This is a genomic window from Comamonas sp. 7D-2 (assembly GCF_022749555.1).
Classification (GTDB): domain Bacteria; phylum Pseudomonadota; class Gammaproteobacteria; order Burkholderiales; family Burkholderiaceae_C; genus Comamonas; species Comamonas thiooxydans.
Genome location: NZ_CP094238.1, coordinates 2,733,542 through 2,756,557, shown reverse-complemented (window position 1 = coordinate 2,756,557; position 23,016 = coordinate 2,733,542). Strand labels below are relative to the sequence as shown.

Sequence of the window (23,016 nt, the reverse complement as noted above, 5' to 3'; positions counted from 1 at the left end):
TGGGCCGCGCGATCACGGGATTCCTGGCGCACTGCGGTGCCGACGGGAAGTACGCGGCCCTCTGGGGTTCACTCCACGGAAGCCAGCGTTTCCGGCGTGGGGGCAGTGACCGGCATTGGCGGGCTGCTGCGCGACCTCGCGATGTCGAGGATCACTTCCAACGGGTGCCTTAGGCTCGTCTGCCGCATTCTTTTGACCTGACTCCGGCAGGAGTACCCGGTGGCCAGCAGTTCGGCCTCATCCTGCTTGTCGGTCACGGCCGCCCAGGACTGTTCAAAGATGATCCGGGAGGTGGCGACATTGCGGGCTTCGTGGCCGTAGGTTCCGGACATGCCGCAGCAACCCGCGCGCTGCTCCTGCAGCGTCAGGCCCAGGCGACTGAATACCTGAACCCAGTCGCTGCTGCTGGAGGCCACGTTGGTTCTTTCCGTGCAGTGCGGCAGGAGCCGGTAGGTGCCGGCGCCCGGGGCTTGCTCCGCTGGCAGGGCCTTGAGCAGCCACTCCTGCGGCAATAGCACGTCCGGCAGGTTCTGCAAGCCGGGCACCTTGCGATATTCCTGCCGGTAGACCAGCGTCATGGCAGGATCCAGGCCGACCAGCGCTATGCCGCTGGCGGCGAGTGCCTTGAGCTGCGCGGCATTGCGCCTGGCAGCGGCGTTGAAGGCTGGCAGGAAGCCCTGCACCTGCAAGGGCTTACCGTTCGGCAGGAACGGTGCCAGATAAACGGTATAACCGAGCCGGGCGGCCAGTTCGATGTAGCTGGCCGACAACGGCGACTCGAAAAAACGGGTGAAAGCATCCTGCACGAACACGACGCTTTTGAGGCGTTCCTGCGATGACAGCGCATCCAGTGCCTGCGGCGTGGCCTCGCGCGCGCCCCAGCGACGGGCAGCCGCATTCCACGCGAAGCGGCTGAGCAGTGGGCTGTCCACCATCCCAACCTGCTTTTCTAACAGCCGGACGACCGGCGGCGAGGCCATCAGCGCGTTATAGAGCCGAGGCACCCGCGCGAAGTAAGGCACGGTGTGCTCCAGGGAGCCGATCAGGTAGTCTCTCAGCGGCCGCTGGTACCTGGCGTGGTAGAGCGCCAGAAATCTCGACCTGAACTCCGGCACGCTGACCTTGACCGGGCATTGGGCCGCGCACGATTTGCAGGCCAAGCAGCCCGCCATGGCGTCGTAGACCTCATGCGAGAAATCAGGGGATGCATTTTTCTGTTCGGCCCGCACGTTCTTCCAGCGCGACAGCAGACCCTTGAAGAACGGTTGCCTGCCATCCTCTGCCTGTAGAACGTCGACGCCTGCGGCCTGTTGAAGCCTCAGCCATTCGCGCAGCAGGGATGCACGTCCCTTCGGCGAATGGATGCGGTTGCGCGTCGCTTTCCATGAGGGGCACATCGCATCATCAGGATCAAAGTTGTAGCACGCGCCGTTGCCGTTGCATTTCATCGCCGTTCCGTAGCTTTGCCAGACCCGCTCGTCGATCTGTCTGTCCAGGTTGCCGCGCAGCGGCACGCCGTCCACCTTTCTCAGCACGCCGTTTGAGGCCAGCGGTGTCGCGATCTTGCCGGGGTTGAACTGATTGTGCGGATCGAAGGCCGATTTGATGGCCTGCAGCGCCGGATAAAGCGCGCCGAAAAAGCCGGGCGCAAACTCCGACCGGAAACCCTTGCCGTGCTCGCCCCACAGCAAGCCGCCATATTTCTGGGTCAGCCGCGCGACGCCTTCGGAGATGGGCCGCACCAGGGCCGCGTCAGCCGGATTTTTCATGTCCAGCGCAGGCCGCACGTGTAGCACCCCCGCATCGACATGGCCGAACATGCCGTACTGCAGGTCGTAGCTGTCCAGCAGGGCCCTGAACTCCTCGATGTACGCTGCCAGATGTTCGGGTGGAACAGCGGTGTCCTCCACAAACGGCTGGGGACGGGCTTCTCCATCCACCGCGCCGAGCAGGCCGACGGCCCGCTTGCGCATGGCATAGACCGCATTGACGGCCTCCGCGCCCATGGCCAGTGTGTGGCCCTGGCGGATGACACTGGTGTCCGTACTCAGGTGGCACCGGAACGCCGCCACGCGGTCGGCGAGCTCCAAGGGATCTTCGCCGCTGAATTCGACCAGGTTGATCCCCAGGGTCGGGGGCTGCGAATCCTGCGGAAAGTAGGGTTCGACGTTTTGCCAGACCATGTCGTCCATCGCGAGCAGCAGGACTTTCGAATCCACGGTCTCGATGGACAAGGGGTGGTGTTCCATTAGGGTGCGCGCATCGCGCAAGGCATCCATGAATGTAGCGTACCGGATGTTGACCAGGGACGTGTGCTTCGGGATCGGCAGTACGTTGAGCGTGGCTTCCACCAGAAAGCCGAGCGAGCCTTCGGCACCGCACAGGATGCTGTTGAGATTGAAACGGCCGTCCGCCTCACGCAGGTGGGCCAGGTCGTAGCCCGTCAAGCAGCGGTTGAGCTTTGGGAACTTTTCCGCGATCAGGTCCGCTTGCTCTTGCTCGATCCTGACTGCCGCCGCGTAGGCCGCGCCCAGCGTCCCTGGCTCCGCACAGAGCCGCTCCAGCTCCTCGTCGGGGATGGCATGGCTTTCATGCTGCGCCCCTCCCAACAGGACGGAACTCAGAGCCAGCACGTGGTTCCGCGTTTTGCCGTAAGTGCAACTTCCTTGGCCGCTTGCATCCGTGCTGATCATTCCACCGATCGTTGCTCGGTTCGAGGTGGAGAGTTCGGGTGCAAAAAAAAGACCATGCGGCTTCAACGCCGCGTTGAGCTGATCCTTGACCACTCCGGCCTGGAGGCGGACCCGGCGCGCCGGCACGTCGATGTCCAGGATCCGGTTCATGTACCGGGACAAATCGACCACGATACCGTCCGTCAGCGACTGGCCATTCGTGCCTGTGCCGCCGCCCCGGGGCGCGACCACGATTTTCCGGAATGCGGGCTGTGCCAGCAGCCGGGCGACGCACTGGACGTCGCCGACGCCCCGTGGGTACACCACGGCCTGCGGCACCACCTGGTAGATCGAGTTGTCGGTTGCCAGCACAGTACGGTCAGCATGGGAGTCGCTGATGTCGCCTTCGAAGCCGCCCCCCTGGAGGGCAGCCAGGAATCTGGCGTAGGTCTCTTCAAGTAGGTCCTGAGGCAGGGCGGAAATCATGGTCATAAATCGAGGACTGGTGAAAACTGGAACGCAGCGCTGAAAAGCAAAGACGTTCAAACCGTTTTGTTCAGTTCGTTGAAAAAACTCTTTGACAGCTTGATGAATTCGGTGAAATGAGGCTCGAGGTAACGCTCATTCCATGCAATAGCGATAGACAAAGTTGGGGCTGGTTCCTTGATCTTCAGATAGCTGACATGCGGGAACTTCATCTTCGATTGCGTACTCGGAACGGGAGTGAACCCCCTGCCGGCGGCAACCAGGGACAGGGCTGAATGGATGGTGTTCAGTTCTATCTTCTTGGACAAGATGACCTTGTGCTGGTGCAGAAAGTCGATGAATATATTGCTAGTTCCCTTTTTGCTGTCATGACTGGGATACACAATGATCGATTTTCCTTCCAGCTCCTTGATAGATATTTCCTTGCGCGGGTTGATCATCCAATCCGTCGGTATCGCGAGCACATATTCCTCTTCGTAGATCCGGTCGACAATAATTCCTGGAAACGCGATGGGTTCTCTGATGATTCCCAGGTCAATCCGTTTATCCCGAATGGTTTTTATCTGTTCACTCGTCGTGTATTCAACGATGCGGATGGATAAATCCGGATTCTGTGAAAAAACATATCGCAGAAGGTCTGGTAGGAATGTGTAGGTGTGCGCGTGCAGAACACCCAGAACGATTTCCTTGTCTCGCTCGACATTATTGACAACCGATTTACAGTTATTAATGTCCGCAATGATTTTTTTTGCATGCTCGTAAAGCAAAGCGCCCTCCTTTGTGAGGGTGACGGTCCGAGTGCTTCTCTTGAAAAGACTGACGCCGAGCTCTTCCTCCAGCATTTTGATCTGGTTGGTCAGCGGAGGCTGGCTGATGGCCAGTCTGCTGGCTGCGCGGCCGAAATGCATCTCTTCGGCAACAGCAATAAAATACATAAGCTTTTTTGAATTGATCATCTATTTTTTTCGTATGAACGAAAGATTTTAAGTTTTCAATTCGAAATGGCAGGGAATATTTTCACCATATTGATCGAAAAAACCGTGGCGAGCACAACGATGCCGCCCGCTTATTAACAAGGCGGCGTCAGATTCAGGCCAGCGTATAGCTTGTCTTGACGACGGTATAGAATTCCTGCGCATAGCGGCCCTGTTCGCGCGGGCCATAACTACTGCCTTTGCGTCCGCCAAATGGTACGTGGTAATCGACGCCGGCGGTCGGCAGGTTCACCATGACCATGCCGGCCTGCACGTGGCGCTTGAAATGCGTGGCGTGTTTCAGGCTGGTCGTGGCAATACCGGCAGACAGGCCGAACTCGGTGTCGTTGGCGACCGCCAGCGCTTCCTCGTAATCGCGAACGCGGATCACGCTGGCGACAGGCCCGAACACCTCCTCGCGGTTGATGCGCATGCCTGGCGTGGAATTCACGAATAGCGCAGGCTGCATAAAGAAGCCTTCTTTGCCACTACCCGTGTGGCAGGCCGTGATCTCGCCGCCTGCGGCCAGTACTGCACCTTCGCGCCGGGCAATGTCGACGTACGAAAGATCATGCGCCAATTGCGACCGACTCACGACCGGGCCGATGTCGGTCCCCGCAGCCCGCGCATCGCCGACCTTGAGCGTCGCCAGGCGTGCCTTCAGCGCTTCCACGAACGCAGGGTAGATTTTTTCGGTCACGATCAGGCGGCTCGAGGCGGTGCAGCGCTGTCCGGTCGAGTAAAAAGAGCTTTGGGTCGAAAGTTCCACGGCCTGGGCAAGATCGGCATCATCTAGCACCACCTGCGGGTTCTTACCGCCCATTTCCAGCTGAACCTTCTTGCCGTTCTTGACGCAGGCTTCGCCGATGGCGCGGCCGACCTCGACTGAACCTGTGAAGCTTACGGCAGCCACATCAGGGTGGTGGATCAGTGCCTCTCCGATCACACGCCCCCGGCCCATGACTAGGTTGAACACCCCGGCCGGAATACCACTGCGGTGGATGATGTCGGCTAGCGCCCAGGCGCTACCGGGCACTAGGTCCGCTGGCTTCAATACCACGCAGTTGCCGAAGGCGAGAGCCGGAGCAATCTTCCATGCCGGGATGGCGATCGGAAAGTTCCAGGGCGTGATCAGCGCCACAACCCCAACAGGCTCGCGCGTGATTTCCACTCCGACACAGGGGCGAATCGACGGCAGGTTCTCACCGACTAGACGTAGGCATTCACCGGCAAAGAACTTGAAGACCTGGCCGGCACGAGCGACCTCGCCCACTGCTTCGGGGAGGGTCTTGCCTTCTTCGCGGGCCAGCAGGTCGCCCAGTTCGTCCTTGCGTGCCAGGATCTCATTGCCGATCCTATCGAGCGCGTCATGGCGAGCTTGAATGCTGTAGGTCGCCCAGGCTGGGAAGGCTGCAGACGCTGCCGCCATGGCCGCATCGACATCCGTCGCGCTGCCTTGCGCGTATTCGCCAACGACATCGGACAAGTCACTTGGGTTGAGGTTAAGCGCCGTGGCCTCGCCAGCGACCCATTCGCCATTAATTAGGTTTCTAAAGGGTGTCATCTGGATTTTCAAAAATAGGAGGGAGCAGTGAACAAGCCCGAACCGAAGCAAGAGCTTGTATGCCTATCGGGAAGGTCAGATCGATGGAACCTGGCCTTCGATAGTGATCCGGTGCATTTCACGGCGCTGGCCGGGGTAGTCATTGATGGCGTAATGCATGGTGCAGCGGTTGTCCCAGAAAGCGAGCGAGCCCTTTTTCCAGCGGAACCTGCAGGTGTTCTCGGGTTTACTGCTGTGGGCATACAGATGTTGCAGAAGCGGGGCGCTTTCTTCTTTAGACATGCCTTCGAAATACATAGTGAAGGGCTTGTTGACAAACAACAACTCCTTGCCGGTTTCTTCGTGACGCCGGATGACTGGGTGAGACGTTTCGATGTCGCCAATGTCGTCGCGCAGTTTTGTTGAACGCGTGGAATTTCGTTTTCCCGCATTGAGGAGTTCATTCGAATGCACGGCACGCAGCTTCTTCAGCATTTCTTTCATTTCTTCAGAGAGCGTGTCGTAGGCACGATAGAGGTTGCAAAAGAGGGTGTCGCCGCCCACTTCGGGAACTTCGCGCGCGTAGAGCAGGGAGCCCATGGGCGGCGTTGTCTGGTAGGTCTCATCCGTATGCCACGTGTCCCCGATTACATCCTTGTCGGTAGGATTCTTGATAATCGGCATGATCTGCGGATATTCATCCATGGTCTTGTAGACAGGCGACTTGCTAATCTCGCCAAAACACTGAGCAAACCGAATGTGCTCTTCCGGTGTGAGGTTCTGGTCCCTGAAGAACACGACGTAGTTTTCCAGCAGAGCCTGTCGGATATCGCTGATCTTGTTATCGCTCAGGTCTCTGGAAATATCGACGTTCAGCAATTCGGCGCCGATGATGCCGGTCAATTTGGAGATTTTCATTTTTTCGCTTCAGTTAAGGAGTGGTTCAGGTTCGATGTCTGGCATCGACGGGTTGTTAAAATTAGTTCAGCGCATCACGGCATGAAGCTGCCACCGTTCAAGTCGATGATGGCGCCCACTGCATAGCCGATATCGTCGGAGCACAGGTAAGAAATGGCATGCGCGATATCCTGGGGCGTGCCCATTCGTCCGGCAGGCGTGAACTTGACGACCTCGTCATTCACCTCGCTGCTGACCACATCCGTCATTCCGGTTCTGATCCGTCCGGGCGCCACCGTATTGACGATCACGCCATGGGGCGCGCATTCGGCAGCCAGCACACGCGCGAACCCGATCAGACCGGACTTCGACGCTTGGTAATGCGAGCCAGGCACCACGGTTCTGGTTCTGGCGGCCTGGCTGGCGACCATGACGATCCGGCCCCAGCGCCGCTTCATCATGGGCACGATCAACTCCCGGGAGAGGAGAAACGGGCCCGTCAGGTTGATGTTCATCACCCGCTGCCACTCCTCCAGCGGCGTGTCCTTGACCAGCCGTTTGGCCCCGTTCGATTTGGGCGAAATGCCGGCGTTGTTGATCAATACGGCCACATCGTCAAACCAGTCCTCTAGGTTGTCTTTGAGACCGGTGACGACTAGTTCGTCACTGATGTCGCAAACGATTCCTTTCGCGGCATGGCCTCTGGATCTCATTTCATCGGCAAGGGTGCTGACGCGGGAGTCGATGTCCAGTAGGGCCACCTTGTACCCGCTCCTGGCCAGCGTCTCGGCAGTTGCGGATCCGATGGCGCCGCAGGCTCCCGACACAACGGCAACACGTTGATGGGATTGGTTCATGGCTTAAACAGGAGCTGCACCGATCGACAATCCGCCGCAGACGTACAGAACCTGCCCGGTCACGTAACCGGATTTCTCGTCGCAGAAAAAATCGATGGGTGAAATGATGTCTTCAGGTGTTCCGAGCCTGTTGACGGGAATACGGCGTATCAGCTCACTCATCTGATCGCCTGTCATGGGATTGTTCTTTTTATAGAGTTCCGTCTGGATGGGGCCCGGCGCGACAGCGTTCACCGTGATGCCGTATTTGCCCAGGTCGAGCGCCCAGCTCCGCGTGAACCCGATGATCCCGGCCTTGGCCGCCGAATAGGCATTTCTTTTCGGCATGCCCAATGCGGCACGGCTGGAAACATTGACGATCCTTCCCCACTGCCTTTTCTTCATGGAGGGAATGAAAGCCTGGGCACACTGCATGGCGGCGCGCAGGTTGACGGCGACGATGCTGTCGAACTCCTCGAAGTCAGACTCCTCTATGGTGTTCGACGTCGTCAGCCCCGCATTGTTGATGACGATATCGGCATCAAAATCTTTCGAAATATCCGCAAGGCAGGCTTGCGTGTCTTTCGCGCTGGATAAATCAACCTCGTAAAAACCTCCGGGGAATGACTCAGGTTTGCTCCGGGCCACGCCAACGACTTCGTGCCCTTTTTCACTGAAATGTCGGGCGATTTCTAAGCCAATTCCGCGGCTGGCGCCGGTCACCAATATTCTGTGCTGTGACATTTCATTCTGCCTTTACGCCATTTTTTTTAATCAACTCACCCCAAACTTTCACTTCTCTTTTTGTGTAAGTATCGAAATCATTAAGGCTGTTGGTATTTTTTGCCGGTGTTGTTGCTCCTATATCATTCAGCTTTGCCTGAAAATCGCTGCTTTCCAGCGTCTTGTTGATCTCGTGGTTGATTTTTTCCGCAACATCTTGAGGAACACCTCCCGGCGAGAAGACCCCGAACCAGGCCTCAATGTTGAATGGTTTGCCAATCTTCTCTTGGATGGTTGGTACATCTGGAAGCTGGTTATTCCTCTTTGACGTCGTCACTGCCAGCGCAGTCAAATTACCGGATTTGATATTAGCCATGACCGTCGGTAAATTGTCGAAAGCCGACGTGACATGTCCGCCTAGCAATGCGCTCATTGCATCGCTGCTTCCTTTGAAGGGAACGTGCCTGATTTTTGTATTCATGGTGGAATTGAAAAATTCGCAGGACATGTGAACAGCTGAACCAATACCGGATGAGGCGCAAGTTGTGTCCTCGGATTTGGAGAGATTGACATATTGGTCAAAGGTCGACAAATCCTTGCTTTTCTTGACGACTACTACATTAGGAACGCCGGCGATCTTGGCGATTGGCTTGAAATCTTTCGAAAAATCGAATTTAAGATTTTTATAGAGACTGTAATTTATGGCATTTGCGGTCGTTCCGACAAACAAGGTCAGTCCGTCGGGTTTAGCGCGCTTGACAAAATCAGCGGCAATGTTGCTGTTGGCGCCGGCCTTATTTTCAACAATGAATGTTTTATTTAGCCTTTTGCCGAGGTCGTTGGCTAGCCCCCTAGCGAGAATATCCGTCGTTCCGCCCGGCCCATAACCCACCACGATGGTAACGTTTCCATTGGGCCAGACGTCTTGCGACAAGACAGGAGCGGATATGGTTGAAATCAGAGATGCAATCGCAAGTAGAGTTTTAGTCTTCATCGGCTTCCTCTAAGGTGGTTACTATTTTTTGAACACGCGCAGCTACAACAACACAATCAACACGACTTGATTTTAGTTAATTTTTATATTTATTTATCTCTTTTAATGTCTTAATATTTACGTTTTTCGTATCAATCGGCTCTGTTACATAAACCCCGTTTGAAGCGAGCTACCCCAAACCCTAGCCGTGGCTATGCCACGGCTGCCGTCTGAGGACGGCCCAGTTCAGTAAATCGATTCAAGATAGCTGCCCGGATGTGCAACTCATTCACTTGGCGCTCAAAGGTGCGGACATCACGCGTTCGCCCAGTCGTTTGATGCAGTTCATCTTGGTTTCCACCAAGCTTCGCCGGTGATAGCCACTCCAGCGCTTCCAGATGCTTCGCCCCAACCGCTTGCATGCGGCAATCGCTGCATTGCGATGTTCAAAGACGCTGCCTTTGCGGATGCGTGCATTCTTTCGAGGTGGAATGACTGGAGTCGCTCCGCACCTCAACACCGCTTCATGGATTGGCTGTGTGTCGTAAGCTCCATCACCAGTCAGGCTCTCGAGCACTTCATCTTTCGGCAACTGCTGCAGCAAGTCAGGCAACACGGCAGCATCGCTGACATTGTTGGAAGTCACGCAGATGGCTCGAGTCTGCAATGTCTGGGCATTGACGCCAATGTGCAGCTTGCGCCACTGCCGGCGATGCTCAGGTCCGTGCTTTTTGCACTTCCACTCGCCTTCACCTAGGGATTTGATGTCTGTCGAATCCACCAGCAGGTGCAACCCACCTTGGCTGCGTGTGTACGGCACCTGAACGTTCAACCCTAATTGGCGTCTGAACAAAGTGCTGAAGTCAGGGTCAGGCCAAGCAAGCCCCGACAATTGCAGCACGAACTGCACCAGTCCTGTCGTTTGGCGCAGGGCTAAGCCAAACAGATTCTTGAGCGTCAAGCAAAACTGGATGGCAGCATCCGAGAACTTCGGGCTACGCCCGCGTTTGCCGCTGGCAGCGGCAAACCAGCACATGCGCTTGTCCAGCCATACCGTCAATCAACCTCGTGCTTTAAGCGAGGCGTTGTATTGCTTCCAGTTGGTGGTGCGGTAGCGGGGCTTGCTGGGCTGGCCCATGCCTTGAGCCTAGGGCCTGTTCACATTAACGAAGGTGTTCGCATATCAAAGCGATGGATACAAACGCCGCAAACATCATGTCCAGCTTGTCGTAACGCGTGAACACCCGGCGATATGCCTTGATCCTCCGGAACAAACGCTCCACTTCATTGCGCTGGCGATACCGGTGCTTATCCAAAGACCATGGATGCTTGCGTTGTGGATGGGCAGGCACAACAGGCACGAAGTTGCGGACCAAAGCTGCAGCAGGTGTGCCATCGCCTTCATAGGCGCTGTCCATTAGCAAATACACCATCGCGTCCTGGCTCCCCATCGCTTCGATGAGTTTGCACCCCTCGGGGGCATCCCCAGACTGCCCCGGCGTCAGGCTCCATAGCAGCGCATCACGGCAACTAATGGCGACCATGTGCAGTTTGCTCGTCCAGCCACCTCGGCTTCTGCCTATGGCTTGTGGGCCGTTTTTTCCTAGCCCCGCAACCGTCGGGATGCACCTTGACGAGGGTGGAGTCCAGACTCAAGGCTTGCACGCACCAGTTGCTCAAACGTTCTTGCTATAGGTGGCTGAGCACCTCGTTGAGCAGGCCGTTGCGTGTCCAGCGCTGCAGACGCATGTACACCGTGTGCCAGGGGCCAAAGCGGGCAGGTAGGCTACGCCACTTGCAGCCGTTGCTGCCCATGTGGGCCAGAGCATTGAGAAAGCGGTAGTGACTGATGCGAACGCTGCCGCGTGGCAATGGCAGCAGATGGCGGATACGTTTGAATTGAGTGCGATCGATGTGCATGCAGACCCCGCATTCTCGGGGCTGCCGCAGGCACTCAACTATTTATGTCAACAGGCCCTAGCGCTTACGATACGCCGATTTCTGCAACACCGCCATATGTCAATATCCGTGAAAATTCGCTCTACTTACTGACTAACTTAAAGACATATCTCGCATAAAACACACCGAATTCGAATAAAAAATCTGAAATTAGGAAGATATACAATTCTTAACTACACTTAAGCTGAACTATCAAAACGCCCCGATCCCAAGACGCATGTTTGGAGCAGCTGCCTTGGTGGCGCACCGCTTGGTGTTCTTCCACTTAGTGGCGGTGACAAGTGGATGCTTTTTACTGGTGATCGAGACGTAGATGTTGAGTGGCTTGCTAAACGCGTACTTTCAAAGTGGGACGCTTTTTTCTCTGCGAATGGACTGTAGTTTTCGCAATCGAAGACTGTGCTCGAAAATCTCTTTCGAGCGAACCTGCGCGAATAGCCGTGCAGGTCGCGCAGCTCCACGTTAGTAGTTTGATTGTCTACTTTGGGGCGAACAGCGTCAGCCGCAACCGGTCATGACCGCTCACTCCATTTTCCTGTGTCGATAACACGAATGGCAACACTCGACGTTGCCGTCGATGGCATAGGTAAAATTCGCAAGTTAGTGCTAGAGTTTTTCGATAGAAATGAATAATAAATGCTTGCTCAAAACCCCACAATCACTGGCTCCAATGGAATTCAATTGGAAATATTTCCTCATGAATATTGGTATCTCGCACCTTGCAGAACAGGGTTTGAGCCGGGGGAGAATGTAAGAGCCTTAGATTGGGCAGTAGTCTTGCACAATGCCAGAATAGGTAAAGGGGTAGTCAGCGCACTAGATGATCTGTTGTCGGGCATCACTCCAACGACCATGAAGAGAGGCGCAGGCAAAGAGGCCGAATTGTTGCTGGAAAAAATTCGGATAGAGCGCTTTCCAGAAAAACCATCGCGTCTTCGTTCCTACTTCCTGAATTACAGCAGACATGTCGCCGAACATCGTGCAAAAACAATGTTTCGCGGAAATCGAAAGCTTGTTAGATGCCATGTTGTCTTGAATAGCGCCAAGTTTCATCACGGTGATGTCGAAATTTTCGATAAATTGACTGGGCGTCCTGATGACAAAAATCTTGCCGCAAGCTACTGGGATGAGTTCAAACCAGTTACAGATGCTGAGTTCGATAGACTCGAAGTTATAGCCGACAGCATGCTATTCTTCCCTGACTGGGAGGAATTTCCCGTTTTGAATCCGGACACATTAGTCGCTTGGGAGAATTCAATAATTTCAGGTGCTGCAGTGGATAGATGAACCAATAGACATCTATCGAATAACGACCGCTCTGGGTCGATAGCACCGATTCTTGAGGCAAGATTGCGGACTTCCAGCATCCACGAGGACAGCCTGTTATCGAAGGGCTGTTGCTGGCACAGCCATTCGAGAAGCGATTGTCTTGTCGCTCTGAATGACCGCTATGAGGCGGTGGCCTGTAGTTTACTCATGCGGACATGAGCGGAAGAAAACGCTGCACACGTGACTCAGTTGGATGATGACCGCTGGTTTGTAAACGATTTAACAGTGAGGCGGGTCTACCTTGCGATTGGGCCAGTGGAAATTGCAGGTGCTTAGCTCACCTTTACATCAGTCATGAAACCCGTTACCATCTGAAACGCTTGCGCTGTAATAGCCAAGATTTGGACTCGCCAGGTATCTGATCTGCTTGGCGCACATCCACACGGATGTGGGGGCCACTCAATTTGGGTCGTGTGCGATGCACGATCGCACGGGGAGCCACGAAGATCTATTTCACTTCGATGAAGTCCCTATGCTCAAACTCTTTACTGCACTCATCGGCCTGCTTTGGCGAGTCCTACTGATCCTTGGCAGTCTGGTGCTTGGATCGCTCTGGAACGCTGCCTGGGCCTTCTTCACTTCGCCCATGACGGATGATGAGGAAAGCACCTCGATTGCCTGCGCTTACGATGCCCATACTGCATTCCAAAATGGAGAAATTGGTATGGGTGAACTTCAGTATTGGTGCGAACAAGAAGAAGACCGTTAACTAGCTGTCAACGTTTTAATCGAACGCCAGACCCCTTACCAGCTTTGTTAGAGAGGCCGTCTGCTTTGTTAATGCTGTAGTTTTCAAGCCCAAGTCGATAGCCAGCCCACGCCATCATGGAACTCCAGATAAGCGGAAGCGCAATGAACATCACTGCTAATAAAGTGTTAAGAATCATCCGCTTATATAGCTGCGGCTGACCTGAGCTCACGCTTTGCGTAATCTCTTGCATCAATGCAGAGCCGGTCAAACCTGGGTACATCGCATCGATTAAATGGGCATCAAGCCACCGGGCCACAAACCACATGACGGCCCAAAACTTGACCGTGAATATTGCCAATCCACCAATCACCATCACTTTTAAATCGTAGCAACTAATCACTACGATCAATGGCAGGAACATATACAAAGCCATCAACACGAGTGCTTGGAGCATGGGAAGCATATTCAACAATGGGACCATGCCGAGTGAGGATTCAAACGCCTGTTTACCCACTCCGATGGTGCTAATCCCCCCTGTGACAGTACGCCACGCGTTCGTGCCCTTGCCATAGTCATCGCCCAGCATCTTGTCAGGACTAACAAATGTCGGGTTGGCCTTCTCAAAGGCTAGCTTTGCCATGGCATCCTTGGCCTCATCTGTCGAACTGAACGTGATAGTGTTTTGGGCGACTTGCAAGAGACTCCGCCATGTCGAGGTGTTGCTGGTGAGGCGCTCTCGCACTCCTCCGGTAGCAGCATTAGCTTCCCACCATTGCTTGCAAGTTGGGCGCCCCCAGTCCGGGTTCATAAAGCCCTGATCCGAAGCGCCACCTTGCATGTATTCTCTGTCGCGATTGAAGTCGATGCTCCAGCCAGGCACCGGGTTATATGAGCGCATCACGTCATAGAAACCGGGCTCTGTTCGGAAAAACTGGCTGCCGACCCAGTCCACATCCGTGGGGCCATAGATGCTTCCCTCAGCAAGAATGCCCCGGCCGCTTGCCGAGATCTGGTTCTTGTCCATTGAGAAATACTGGCTCCGTGCCGGCACAAAGCACTCGCTGTAGAAGCGCTGCACATCGTGCAACAGAGCCGGATCTTCAATCGTGGCCATCCTGGCCAGATCTGCTACGACGCGAAGATCGCGTTCAGAGCTGGTCATGCCCGCCCGAAAAGCGCCATTGATGCCTGAGGATAACCCCATGACGCTGTACCACCACAAAGGAACGTAGGACAGGTTTCCAGATCGGGCAAAAGAGCCGTTCACCGCGTCTGCCATGGCTCGGTCGTAGCCCGAGTTCGTCCCGCCCTGTGTCGACACGACCTGGGGCTCAGAACCATCTGCAGCCCGCTCTGGCTTGTAGCTGAGATTGATGTTGTGCAGCGAGGTAAAAGGCGTTGTCGCAAAGCACAGCGCCATCACCAGCAATGCCGTAATCAGCTTGGTCTGTATGGACTCGATGAGAGCCAGCACACCGTTAAACCCTGCGCCTTCTTCCTTGGCGCTATGCCACGCGTTAAACGCGATGAGCGCGAAGGGCAGGGCGGCCAGGCCGGTCCCGGTCAAAATCTCGCCGAGTAGGTTGGCGAATGCCCAGCCGTAGAGCGTCGTAAATAGTTCAAGATAGCTATCGAGCTGCATATCGATCAGGAGATAAGGCCCATGATGAATCGGGCAATACTGCCCGCGCCAATTGGCACGAGTGCCAAGTACATGGCCAGCATGCCGGCGACGCGCCAGCGCATAGCCAGCACCGCCCGCAGCTCATGCTTGGCCACGTAGCCGCGTCTGAATCCCCAGGCCACGATCGGACGCCAGCTCACAATCACCCAACTGCACAGGGCGGTCTGAGTGAGCGTCCCGAGTTGCGCGCCCTTGCGAAACCACGCTGAGACAGATACGACCTGTGAGGGCTCCAGCTTGAGCAGCCAGGTCAATAGGGTGCCGCCAATCAAAACGATCAAGGCACCGTAGATGAGCCAGGGCAGCCAACGACGAAGCCGCCCCTTACGCTTTGGAACTGGCTCAGACGCTTCCACGACTTTTTCGGAGTCGGTCATCTTGTGCTCACACGTCCATCGACCAACGGCGCAGGATCTGCACGCGTGCCGCCTTGCACATCCATCGACGCGGCACCGGCTTGCTGCTGGTTGCCCATAATCGACAAAGCGGTCTCGCCGGTCATTTCTTTGCGTATGCGGAACTCGAACATCATGTCGTTGATGTACTGAGTCAGGCGGTCAATCTTCGTCTGTACCTCGGATCTAACGGGAGCAGCGCCTGTGGCCTCGGGCAGGCTCATGCCAGAGATCAGCGCGTTTCTGGCGATCAAAGCCTTGTCGATGGTCTTGTAGACCGCAACCTCCTGGGCCAGGCGGTTAATGGCCACAGACCGCACATCAGTCGGCAGCTTGCGCACGGCGTCCATCAATTGCGGACTCACGGCCATGCCGGGAGCGCTGACTTTGGCCAGGTCGGCATGGCTGCTTGAAGTGCTGAAGCCCATATTTCGCATCGTGGGCAGTACCTCGTCCAGCTCGCGCTCAAATTTCGGGGCCAGGCCGGTCGCCGTCGAGGTGATGGTGGGGCTCGGGCAATCGGAGCCTTGGGTGCACATATAGATTTTCTGATCGCCAAGGACTTCGGCACTCCAGCGAGCCAGATCGTCCGGGGTCTTGAAGGCCTGGACCAGGCGCGTCGATGCCAGCGAGGAGCTGCCGTAGTTCGCCGTCGACAGGGAGTTGGCTGCCTTGTTGATGGTGACGTTGTAGCCGGCGACGGCCAGGTCGCGGATTGGCTGGATAGGAGGGGTCCCAGCACCCCCGGCTCGGCTGCCAAATACCCATGGCAATCCGGCACGCTGGCCCGCCTCGTTCTTGTTGATATCGAGCTTGGCATTGACTACGCTGCCGCCCGTATTGGCCTTGACCTTCCAGGCATCGCCCTTGGCCAGGGCTATGTACTCCTCATAAGGGTCCTGGCCATTCTTGATCATCGCCTCCATGTCCTCACAGGTCTTCAGCGATGCAGAGACCAGCAGATCCGCCTTCTGGCTGAAGTTTTGGAAGAGCTGATAGAGGCCTGGCTGCGCGCGCTGGAGGAAATACAGCGGCAGGGCCGAGATACCGGCTTGCACGGCCCCGGTAATCGTCGCACCCAGGTTCTGGATGCTATTCATGAGATCCGACCACGAGAGCCCGATGTCAAACTTCCCGCAGGAATAGTTCGCGCGGACGCCGGCACCCAACTGCATCGATAAGGCGCTGCGATGGGGGGCAGCGCTGATCGGCGAGCCCCCGCCCATCCGATAGTAGAGACCCGACGAGGTAATCGTCTGGGCGGCCGCAGGTGTCACGACCGAGGGAGCCAGCACGCAGGCCAAGGTCACGGCCGCGCAGATCCGCTTGAAGCGCAGAGAAGAGGAGTGTGCGATTGTCATAGTGAAATTGGAGTGGGAGGTCAGGGCACGGAGTAGAGATACACACCACGACGCCGGCAGCAGGTGTACTTTTGCCAAAGGTTCCAGGCGTAGCCGTCATCGGAGCTGGTGGCTCCATCCCCGAACGAAGTCAGCGACAGCGAGTCGTTTTGGCCGAATTGCTGGCACCCGGACCAAGCCTGCGGATACAACATCTGCCATTTGCGCTTCTCGCCATAGTTGAAGTAGCGATAGCCCCCGGAGGGCTGGACGCGCGAGTAGATGTGAGGCTGAGCTTCCTTGTAGATGATCGAGGCGACACGCTCAGCTAGCACTGCAGAAGCCTTCACGGGGTGCGACTGGATGATTTCTCCGGTACGTGGGTACAGGTTGCCCCAGGTCTGCGTATAGCCTGAGCCGATCTCGCCCAGTCCGGGTACCCAGGCCTGCGGATAGATCATTTCCACAGGCACGATGCCGCGCCAGAAAGGCGCATCGAGCTCGCTTTGGAAGTGCAGGTTGAAATAGCTGGCTCCGCCAGGACAGAAGAGGGCACCTCCGGTGCTGCCCGAGAGAATTTCGGAGAGCTGCTGCAGACCGGCGATGCCCGCCTGGATCTGCTGCACGGTCTCGGCGATCTCCATCACCTGCTTCACGCCCTCGATGGTCTTGAGGATCGTTCCAAGGCTGGCCAGCAATGATTCCGAGCTCAACAGACCCTTGGCATCAGATGCCACAGTTTCTGCAATGCTGGCAGGCACTTGGGTCCACTGGCGCCCAATATTGGGTAGCTCCTTCGAGGGAAACTTGGCCAACTCGCTAACCGTGGGAAATGCGATGGACTTAGGCATTGTGAACATGCCGCCAGACGCGAGCATGCTGGCAAACATGCCGGCAGGATTGCCTATGGCATCCGCCCCTTTGAAGTTCGCCATGGCTGAGTTGCTGTCCAGGCCGCCGGCGGACGAGTCCAGCAGCCGTCCTGTCAGTGCAGATCCAGCCGTTGTCAACGTGGTGGCCACGACCGTGCCGATGTCGGTCCAAGGGTGGCGCAGCGGTTCGTTGTAGGTGCTGACCACCACATCTGGCACATAGTGGGAGATCTTGATCGAGGTCCGAATCCAGCATCCGGTCCAGCCGCAGCTCAAGAAAAAGCACACGCCCTCGACGGAGTACGACACACAAGACAAGGCCGCCTTGGCCGTATTCGCGATGATGGCCGGGGTGGTGGTTCCTGCCATGGTGGTGGCCGGTGTGAGCACAGCGCACATCGAGGCCGTACTGACGGCCGCGACGAGACGGCGCAGCCTGAGATTGAGGGAAGCTCGTTTTTTCATCGGGAAGGCCTCTGCTGAGCCGCGGCGAACAGTTCGATGGCGCGGTCCACATCCGCAACTCCATAAATGACCTTGGCGCGATTGATGACGATGGCCGGGAGCCGGTCCAATCGGTACTGGACGGCCAGCGTCATGCCGGAGGCCGCATTGGTGATCTGGTCCTTGTAGCGGCGACGGATCTCGGCCTCGTGCTGACGCATATAGGCCATGGCGTCGGCTTCGTTCTTGGGCAGCCCTGCATTGAGCTGCTGCTCAAGCTGAGCCATGGCGTCCACGCGATAGACCTTGAGCACGTAGCCAGGCTGGCGAAACGGCGGCCGTACCACCGTGGCCGAATTGGCGAAGACCTCCACGGTTGTCACCGAAGGGCCGATAGAGCCTTGGGCCAGCGCGCCATGAGCGCAAAGAAGCAGCACCAGGGCAGTGAGGGAGGACCGCATCATGCGCGCGCCTCCTGCAGGCGTGCCGCCACGCGGTAGGCCGCTTGAACCTCGGTGCAACCATGCTCGTCCATGAGACGGCGGCGCTCGGCCTTCTCGTGGCCCTCGGTCATTGCCAGCGCGATTGGCAACGCCGGTGGCACGTTTCGGAACAGCCACTGATTGTTCGCGCTGATGAGCACACCTTCGGTGTACTTCGCCGGCTCCTTGACGGCAGACTCCATCATGTGGCGTTGCTCAGGTGTGAGCGATCGAAAGCGCGCGATCTCCTCGATCTCGTTTTTGTCCATGGTCAGCAACATCCAGAACTCGCACATGGACAGCACGCGGGACATGCTGCCAGGGAAGTCCTTCAGGTTTTGCGTGGCCAGCCAGAACCAGGCATTGAGCTTTCGCCACATCTTGGTGCCCTTGGCCACCTTCGGGCCAAGCAGCTCGTTGGTGGTAATCAAGTGCCCTTCATCGGTCAGCATGATGAGGGGGCGATCCTCATGCTGAGCGGCCTCGGCGCGCGACTGCACCGAGTCCAGCAGGCTGGTGTAGGCCACAGCAAGCGCATCCTCATAGCCGTCTTTGGTCAGTGTGCCCATTTCCACCAGGGTTACATCGGCATCGGGCCAGTCCTGGCCCAGGCGGTTGAAGAGCTTGCCGCGCAGGCCTGTCGTGAAGGTCATCATCGAATGGCCCATCTCTTCGGCGCGCGCGCGGCGGTGCTCCGACAGAGATGCGTCCTTGACCATGGCCGTCAGCTCCAGGGCGACGTCTTGTGTCAGAGGATGGGGCTTGCCTTCGTTGGATACGCGCACTGCGGCTCGAATAATGGCCCTGGTGACCAGATAGCGGTCGGCGCGCGTCATGCGTTTGAGCTCGGCGTCTTCACCACCCGTAATCATCATGATGGCCGAGATGAGCATCTCGCCTAGGTAGTCGCGCTTTTCTTCGTCCGAGTCGTCGTTGGCGTCATCAGGCTCCATCACTTCATTGACCGACTCCATCAGTCGCTCGGCACCTACGAGCTCAGCATCCTCTTCGGAGGGGATACCCGCTCCAGCGCCGAAGTATTCCTCCGCTGCCTTGAAGGACTCCATGATCTCCTTGTCCTGCAGCAGCTCGCTGGCGTACACGAATGGAGGCAGTGATACGTCTGTATCGCCGCTCAAGTTGACGCGATACACGCTCAAGCCTTTGGTGGCCATGTCCTTGACCATCAGATCGAAAGACTTGCCTGCATCCGCGATCACCAGGCGTGGGCGGTGGATGGCCATGACCAGCATGGACAGGTAATTCAACGTCGCCGACTTGCCCGCTCCTGTGGGGCCGAACACCACCATATGGGCGTTCTTCTTGCGGTCGATCTTGTTGAGTGGATCGATCCACAACGGCTCGCCGCCCCGGTTCCAGAACCAAAAGCCGGGGTTGGCCGTTCCGCGTGAGCGCCCGTAGACCGGCAAAATGGCGGCGATCAGGCTCGCAAACGTCAGGCGCGACCGTCGCATGCTTCGCAGGTCGAACGTGGGATCAAATGCGAATGGCAATGCACGCAGGAATGCGTCATGCGCCACAAGGTCCTCTCGGGATTCGATGAAACGCATCCCGGTCGGCGTCAGCTGGGCATTGACCTCGGAAACAGCCGCATCCAGATCCGCATGAGTCTTGCCGCTCAGGTACAGCCCCATGAACATCGGATACAGCTTGTCCCCGGTGGCCATGTGCTGGAGCACTTGCTCCGACTCTCTATGGGTCTCCTGCGCCACGGCGTTTTGAGCACGGGAGGCCTTTTTGATGTCCTCGACGTGGCGCTCGACCTGGTATTGGGCAGCAATCGTCACCGTCACGGACAGCATCGAGCCAGGCGGCAGCCGGTCAAACCGCGCATAGGCTTCGTTCCCGATCCGGCTTTCTGCGGAGAAGTGCCCTATGCTAGGGTGAGCACGAAGGTTCTGCAGCGTGAGGAACTTCACCGGCTGGCCATCGAATTCGAAGCAGCCTTGTTCCTGGTTGCACGAGGGCTCAGACAGGTTTAGCGACTCGGAAAAGTCCCAGTCATAGATGCCCTCTGGAGCCACATCACCCGGATAGGGCGCGCCGCGGAACAGCTCGGCGCCCGTGCTGGCCCAGGGCACATTACGGTTGAAGAATGGAAGCATCCACTCGTAGAAGTCCTTGCCGTTGGCACGCCGCGCCGTCACGCCGGCTTCGTTCAGCGTGGCCAGCAAGGTGGTGGCCACAGCCTCCATCTGCTGCTCGGCCATGCGGCGCTCATTGACCAAGTCATCAAACTGGCGATAGATGCAGCAGCGAACCCGCCGCTGCTGGCCACGCCAGGTCTGGCCCGTCACCAAGGTGTCGGTAAACAGCCCCTGCTCTCGGGAAACCTGCGACAGGTGACTGCGAAACTCCTTCAGCACGGACTGCGTGTATTCCGAGTCGATGATGGCCTGCGCGCGCTTGGCGTCCTTGTGCTGGGACAGGATGTAGTCGTGAAGGTATTGGTTAAGCCCGTCGATGTTTCGGTCATCGCTCAGGAAGAACTGCACCACCCAAGGCGAAGAGTCGACCTCGGGAATCGCCTGAATGGCCTCTTGAATCTTGCGGCAGTGCTCCTGCAGGTACTCCAGCGGCTGCGCCTCCGTAGCGACAGCGCCCAGCTCGAACAGCGCGCCCAAGGTCTTGCCGTCGCGCATCACAAAGTTGCGGTCTTTGGGTGAAAACTTGATCCAAGGCAGCAGCTCGGTGAAGGAGGGCGGACGGGCGGCCATCTGCTTGCGGTCGGCGGCCGTCATGAGCCGGCGCTTGTGCTTGCTTTTGGTACCACCAGACAGGCCCAGCATTTCCAGCAATCCGCTCATTGGCCGGCCTCCCGAGCAGTGCGGCCGCGTGAGAATGCGGCGCGGCCTTGTTGCAGCTCTTCGGCCACCTCACCGGGCATGGCGTACTCCGTTGACTCATACATTGGGAAAACCGTGACATAGCCAGGCACGGGGTAGCGGCCCTTGGCCAGGTGGGGATAGACCACCATGACCAGATCCGGGTTGGGTACGCGTGCAAAGCGCTGTTGCATAGGCTCCAGGGCCGACCAGTAACGCTGTGTCATTTCGTCGCCGCGCGCGATCGGGCGCGCAGTCGACGCACGCTCCAGGCGGTCCCGCGCCGTCTCACGAGAGGAAGCCGCTGACTGCGGGGGCTGAAACTTGCCCCGATACACATCCACCAGGGTCGGACTGCCAGCCGTAGCCTCTTTCAGCGGAGACTCGCGCGACCCAATAGCCGTGCAACCAGCCAGTAGCGCGGGAAGCACGATGGCAAGAAGAAGGGGATTATTCGAGGCCATAGCGGGCTCCAGACAGGACATTGGGGGACTGCGTGCGGTGCACGATCTTTCTTGGGTTGGCGGGCTTGTCGATTTCGATCTGGCGGTCCAGATGCACGACCAGCTGCTGGCCAGCGGGCGTGACCACCGCGTCAAACGAGCTCTTGAGGCGCTCAGTCAGCCAGCGCACCAGCTCATCGGTGGCTCCAGAACCCATGCGGCCCAGTGCAAAACTGCCGGCATTTCCGGTGATCGAGGAGGTGGTGCCATTGCTGCTGGCCATGGTGGTGGTCTGGGCCTGCGCCAAGGCCTCGGCGGCCACGCCCAAGCCCTTGGCACCAATGATGTCGGTCAGGTAAGCAGGCGCATTGGTCACGAACTTGCCTTGAATACAGGGGTTGCCGTACAGATCACTGATGAATCCAAGGTCTGTGGAACCATTGGTAGCGATGGCTGTGACGCCGGCACCTGCCTGGGTCTGCGGCGCACGACGCGCCGAAACCGTATGGATCGCACCATCTTTGAACACGAAAGTCATGCTGCGGATCTTTCCCTCGGTGCACGAAAGCGCCATATCGCCTACGGCCACGCCGGTAACGATCATCCCGGCGAGGTCTTCGGGCAACTCCCAGCCGTTGGTGGCCAAGTTGTCGCGCCCGACCATGGCTTTGAATTGCATGGGGTCCGTCACACGGCCATTGACCGGCACACGGCCGATCAAACTGGTCATCGCGGTGACGCCCGCCAGCGTGGAGTTCTCCGGCAGCGTGAAATAAGCTACGGGTTGGGGCTTCGAGGCTGCCTGAGTGGCCTGAGCAGCTTGTGCGGCCTGGGCCGCGCTGACCGCACTGGGCATGGATTGCGTGCCGTCCGGCGCTACGCGCACATAGCGCGTAACCATCTTCCCCTGATGCTGAGTTGTTTCGGTGGTGTAGCCCATGGGCGGAACCACCTTGTAGGAAGTGCTGCCGCCAGCTAAGCCTAGATCCTGGGAACCACCGGCGGGTCGATGGCCTCCGCCACTACCACCTGAGCCAACCCCTGTAACAGAGTCGATCGCGTCGCCAATGGGCTTAAAGACATCCAATGGGGCTGGATCTGTGTCATTAGTGCTGCCACCGACCGCCCCAGCCGGCGTGGCACCTGCAGGTGCACCTTTCTCCAAGCGCTCCAGGCGCTTGCTGAAATCCTGGTTAGCACGGAGCACTTCCTGAATATCTGCTCGCAGATCCTTGTTGGCTGCGACCACTGTGGCCAGCGTCTCGCTGGGGGTGTCCTCATCTGCGCCTGCCGTTTTGGGCAGGGGGGCTGCGGCCATGGGTGCAGCGGTCGGTGCATTGTTCTGGCGCATCACGATGACCGCACCGACGATGACGAAGGCCACGATGACAAGAACAGGGGTGAGTTTGTTGCTTTTCACTGCCATG

The 23,016-nt window shown here is 57.5% G+C and carries 19 protein-coding genes and 1 pseudogene; 2 read left to right on the top strand and 18 right to left on the bottom strand.

Annotated elements, in window-relative coordinates; all coding sequences use genetic code 11:
* Positions 1 to 68: 68 nt before the first annotated feature.
* From MPZ60_RS12635 to MPZ60_RS12590, 10 genes and pseudogenes are all read right to left on the bottom strand, one after another.
* Complete coding sequence (locus MPZ60_RS12635) at positions 69 to 3,158, bottom strand: FAD-binding and (Fe-S)-binding domain-containing protein (protein WP_370688513.1); 3,090 nt, start codon at positions 3,156 to 3,158, stop codon at positions 69 to 71.
* A gap of 56 nt (positions 3,159 to 3,214) precedes the next feature.
* Positions 3,215 to 4,114 carry a LysR family transcriptional regulator gene (locus MPZ60_RS12630; protein ID WP_242881689.1) on the bottom strand — a complete coding sequence of 300 codons (900 nt, stop codon included), beginning with the start codon at positions 4,112 to 4,114 and terminating at the stop codon, positions 3,215 to 3,217.
* Positions 4,115 to 4,247: 133 nt separating this feature from the next.
* The gene (locus tag MPZ60_RS12625; RefSeq protein ID WP_242881691.1) at positions 4,248 to 5,696 is read right to left on the bottom strand and encodes an aldehyde dehydrogenase family protein; all 1,449 of its coding nucleotides are present in this window, start codon (positions 5,694 to 5,696) and stop codon (positions 4,248 to 4,250) included.
* A gap of 75 nt (positions 5,697 to 5,771) precedes the next feature.
* Positions 5,772 to 6,593 (bottom strand): TauD/TfdA family dioxygenase, encoded by an 822-nt coding sequence (locus MPZ60_RS12620; protein WP_242881693.1) that lies wholly within the window; start codon positions 6,591 to 6,593, stop codon positions 5,772 to 5,774.
* A 74-nt stretch (positions 6,594 to 6,667) separates the two neighbouring features.
* Complete coding sequence (locus MPZ60_RS12615) at positions 6,668 to 7,429, bottom strand: SDR family NAD(P)-dependent oxidoreductase (RefSeq protein ID WP_242881695.1); 762 nt, start codon at positions 7,427 to 7,429, stop codon at positions 6,668 to 6,670.
* Between the two features lie 3 nt (positions 7,430 to 7,432).
* Positions 7,433 to 8,152, bottom strand: a complete 720-nt coding sequence (locus MPZ60_RS12610) for an SDR family oxidoreductase (RefSeq protein ID WP_242881696.1) — start codon at positions 8,150 to 8,152, stop codon at positions 7,433 to 7,435.
* A gap of 1 nt (position 8,153) precedes the next feature.
* A complete protein-coding gene (locus tag MPZ60_RS12605; protein ID WP_242881698.1) occupies positions 8,154 to 9,125 on the bottom strand; it encodes a tripartite tricarboxylate transporter substrate binding protein in 972 nt (323 codons plus the stop codon).
* A gap of 191 nt (positions 9,126 to 9,316) precedes the next feature.
* Positions 9,317 to 10,242 (bottom strand): annotated as a pseudogene (locus MPZ60_RS12600) (IS5 family transposase).
* 25 nt (positions 10,243 to 10,267) lie between these two features.
* On the bottom strand, positions 10,268 to 10,729 hold the full coding sequence (locus MPZ60_RS12595; protein WP_255777547.1) for an IS5 family transposase: 462 nt from the start codon (positions 10,727 to 10,729) through the stop codon (positions 10,268 to 10,270).
* Between the two features lie 64 nt (positions 10,730 to 10,793).
* Positions 10,794 to 11,024 carry a transposase gene (locus MPZ60_RS12590; protein ID WP_242881700.1) on the bottom strand — a complete coding sequence of 77 codons (231 nt, stop codon included), beginning with the start codon at positions 11,022 to 11,024 and terminating at the stop codon, positions 10,794 to 10,796.
* Between the two features lie 675 nt (positions 11,025 to 11,699).
* Between MPZ60_RS12590 and MPZ60_RS12585 the strand changes: the two genes are divergently transcribed.
* Both MPZ60_RS12585 and MPZ60_RS12580 read left to right on the top strand, forming a co-directional pair.
* A complete protein-coding gene (locus tag MPZ60_RS12585; protein ID WP_242881702.1) occupies positions 11,700 to 12,350 on the top strand; it encodes a hypothetical protein in 651 nt (216 codons plus the stop codon).
* Positions 12,351 to 12,864: 514 nt separating this feature from the next.
* Positions 12,865 to 13,101, top strand: a complete 237-nt coding sequence (locus MPZ60_RS12580; RefSeq protein WP_242881704.1) for a hypothetical protein — start codon at positions 12,865 to 12,867, stop codon at positions 13,099 to 13,101.
* A gap of 7 nt (positions 13,102 to 13,108) precedes the next feature.
* On the opposite strand, the gene MPZ60_RS12575 is transcribed toward MPZ60_RS12580, so the two are convergent.
* The 8 genes from MPZ60_RS12575 to MPZ60_RS12540 all read right to left on the bottom strand — a co-directional run bounded on the left by MPZ60_RS12575 (position 13,109) and on the right by MPZ60_RS12540 (position 23,015).
* Positions 13,109 to 14,725: a conjugal transfer protein TraG N-terminal domain-containing protein gene (locus tag MPZ60_RS12575; RefSeq protein WP_242881706.1), complete on the bottom strand. Its 1,617-nt coding sequence runs from the start codon at positions 14,723 to 14,725 to the stop codon at positions 13,109 to 13,111.
* Between the two features lie 5 nt (positions 14,726 to 14,730).
* Positions 14,731 to 15,144 (bottom strand): hypothetical protein, encoded by a 414-nt coding sequence (locus MPZ60_RS12570; RefSeq protein ID WP_242881708.1) that lies wholly within the window; start codon positions 15,142 to 15,144, stop codon positions 14,731 to 14,733.
* On the bottom strand, positions 15,141 to 16,523 hold the full coding sequence (locus MPZ60_RS12565) for an integrating conjugative element protein (RefSeq protein WP_019042342.1): 1,383 nt from the start codon (positions 16,521 to 16,523) through the stop codon (positions 15,141 to 15,143). Before MPZ60_RS12565 ends, MPZ60_RS12570 begins: the two co-directional genes overlap by 4 nt.
* Positions 16,524 to 16,543: 20 nt before the next feature.
* On the bottom strand, positions 16,544 to 17,773 hold the full coding sequence (locus MPZ60_RS12560; RefSeq protein ID WP_019042343.1) for a TraU family protein: 1,230 nt from the start codon (positions 17,771 to 17,773) through the stop codon (positions 16,544 to 16,546).
* Positions 17,774 to 17,835: 62 nt separating this feature from the next.
* The gene (locus MPZ60_RS12555) at positions 17,836 to 18,282 is read right to left on the bottom strand and encodes a TIGR03757 family integrating conjugative element protein (RefSeq protein ID WP_019042344.1); all 447 of its coding nucleotides are present in this window, start codon (positions 18,280 to 18,282) and stop codon (positions 17,836 to 17,838) included.
* Positions 18,279 to 21,128 carry a conjugative transfer ATPase gene (locus MPZ60_RS12550; protein WP_019042345.1) on the bottom strand — a complete coding sequence of 950 codons (2,850 nt, stop codon included), beginning with the start codon at positions 21,126 to 21,128 and terminating at the stop codon, positions 18,279 to 18,281. Before MPZ60_RS12550 ends, MPZ60_RS12555 begins: the two co-directional genes overlap by 4 nt.
* Positions 21,125 to 21,610, bottom strand: coding sequence for a TIGR03751 family conjugal transfer lipoprotein (locus tag MPZ60_RS12545; RefSeq protein ID WP_019042346.1), 486 nt, complete (start codon positions 21,608 to 21,610; stop codon positions 21,125 to 21,127). Before MPZ60_RS12545 ends, MPZ60_RS12550 begins: the two co-directional genes overlap by 4 nt.
* On the bottom strand, positions 21,597 to 23,015 hold the full coding sequence (locus MPZ60_RS12540; RefSeq protein WP_019042347.1) for a TIGR03752 family integrating conjugative element protein: 1,419 nt from the start codon (positions 23,013 to 23,015) through the stop codon (positions 21,597 to 21,599). The genes MPZ60_RS12545 and MPZ60_RS12540 overlap by 14 nt, the downstream gene beginning before the upstream one ends.
* Between the last annotated feature and the right edge of the window lies 1 nt (position 23,016).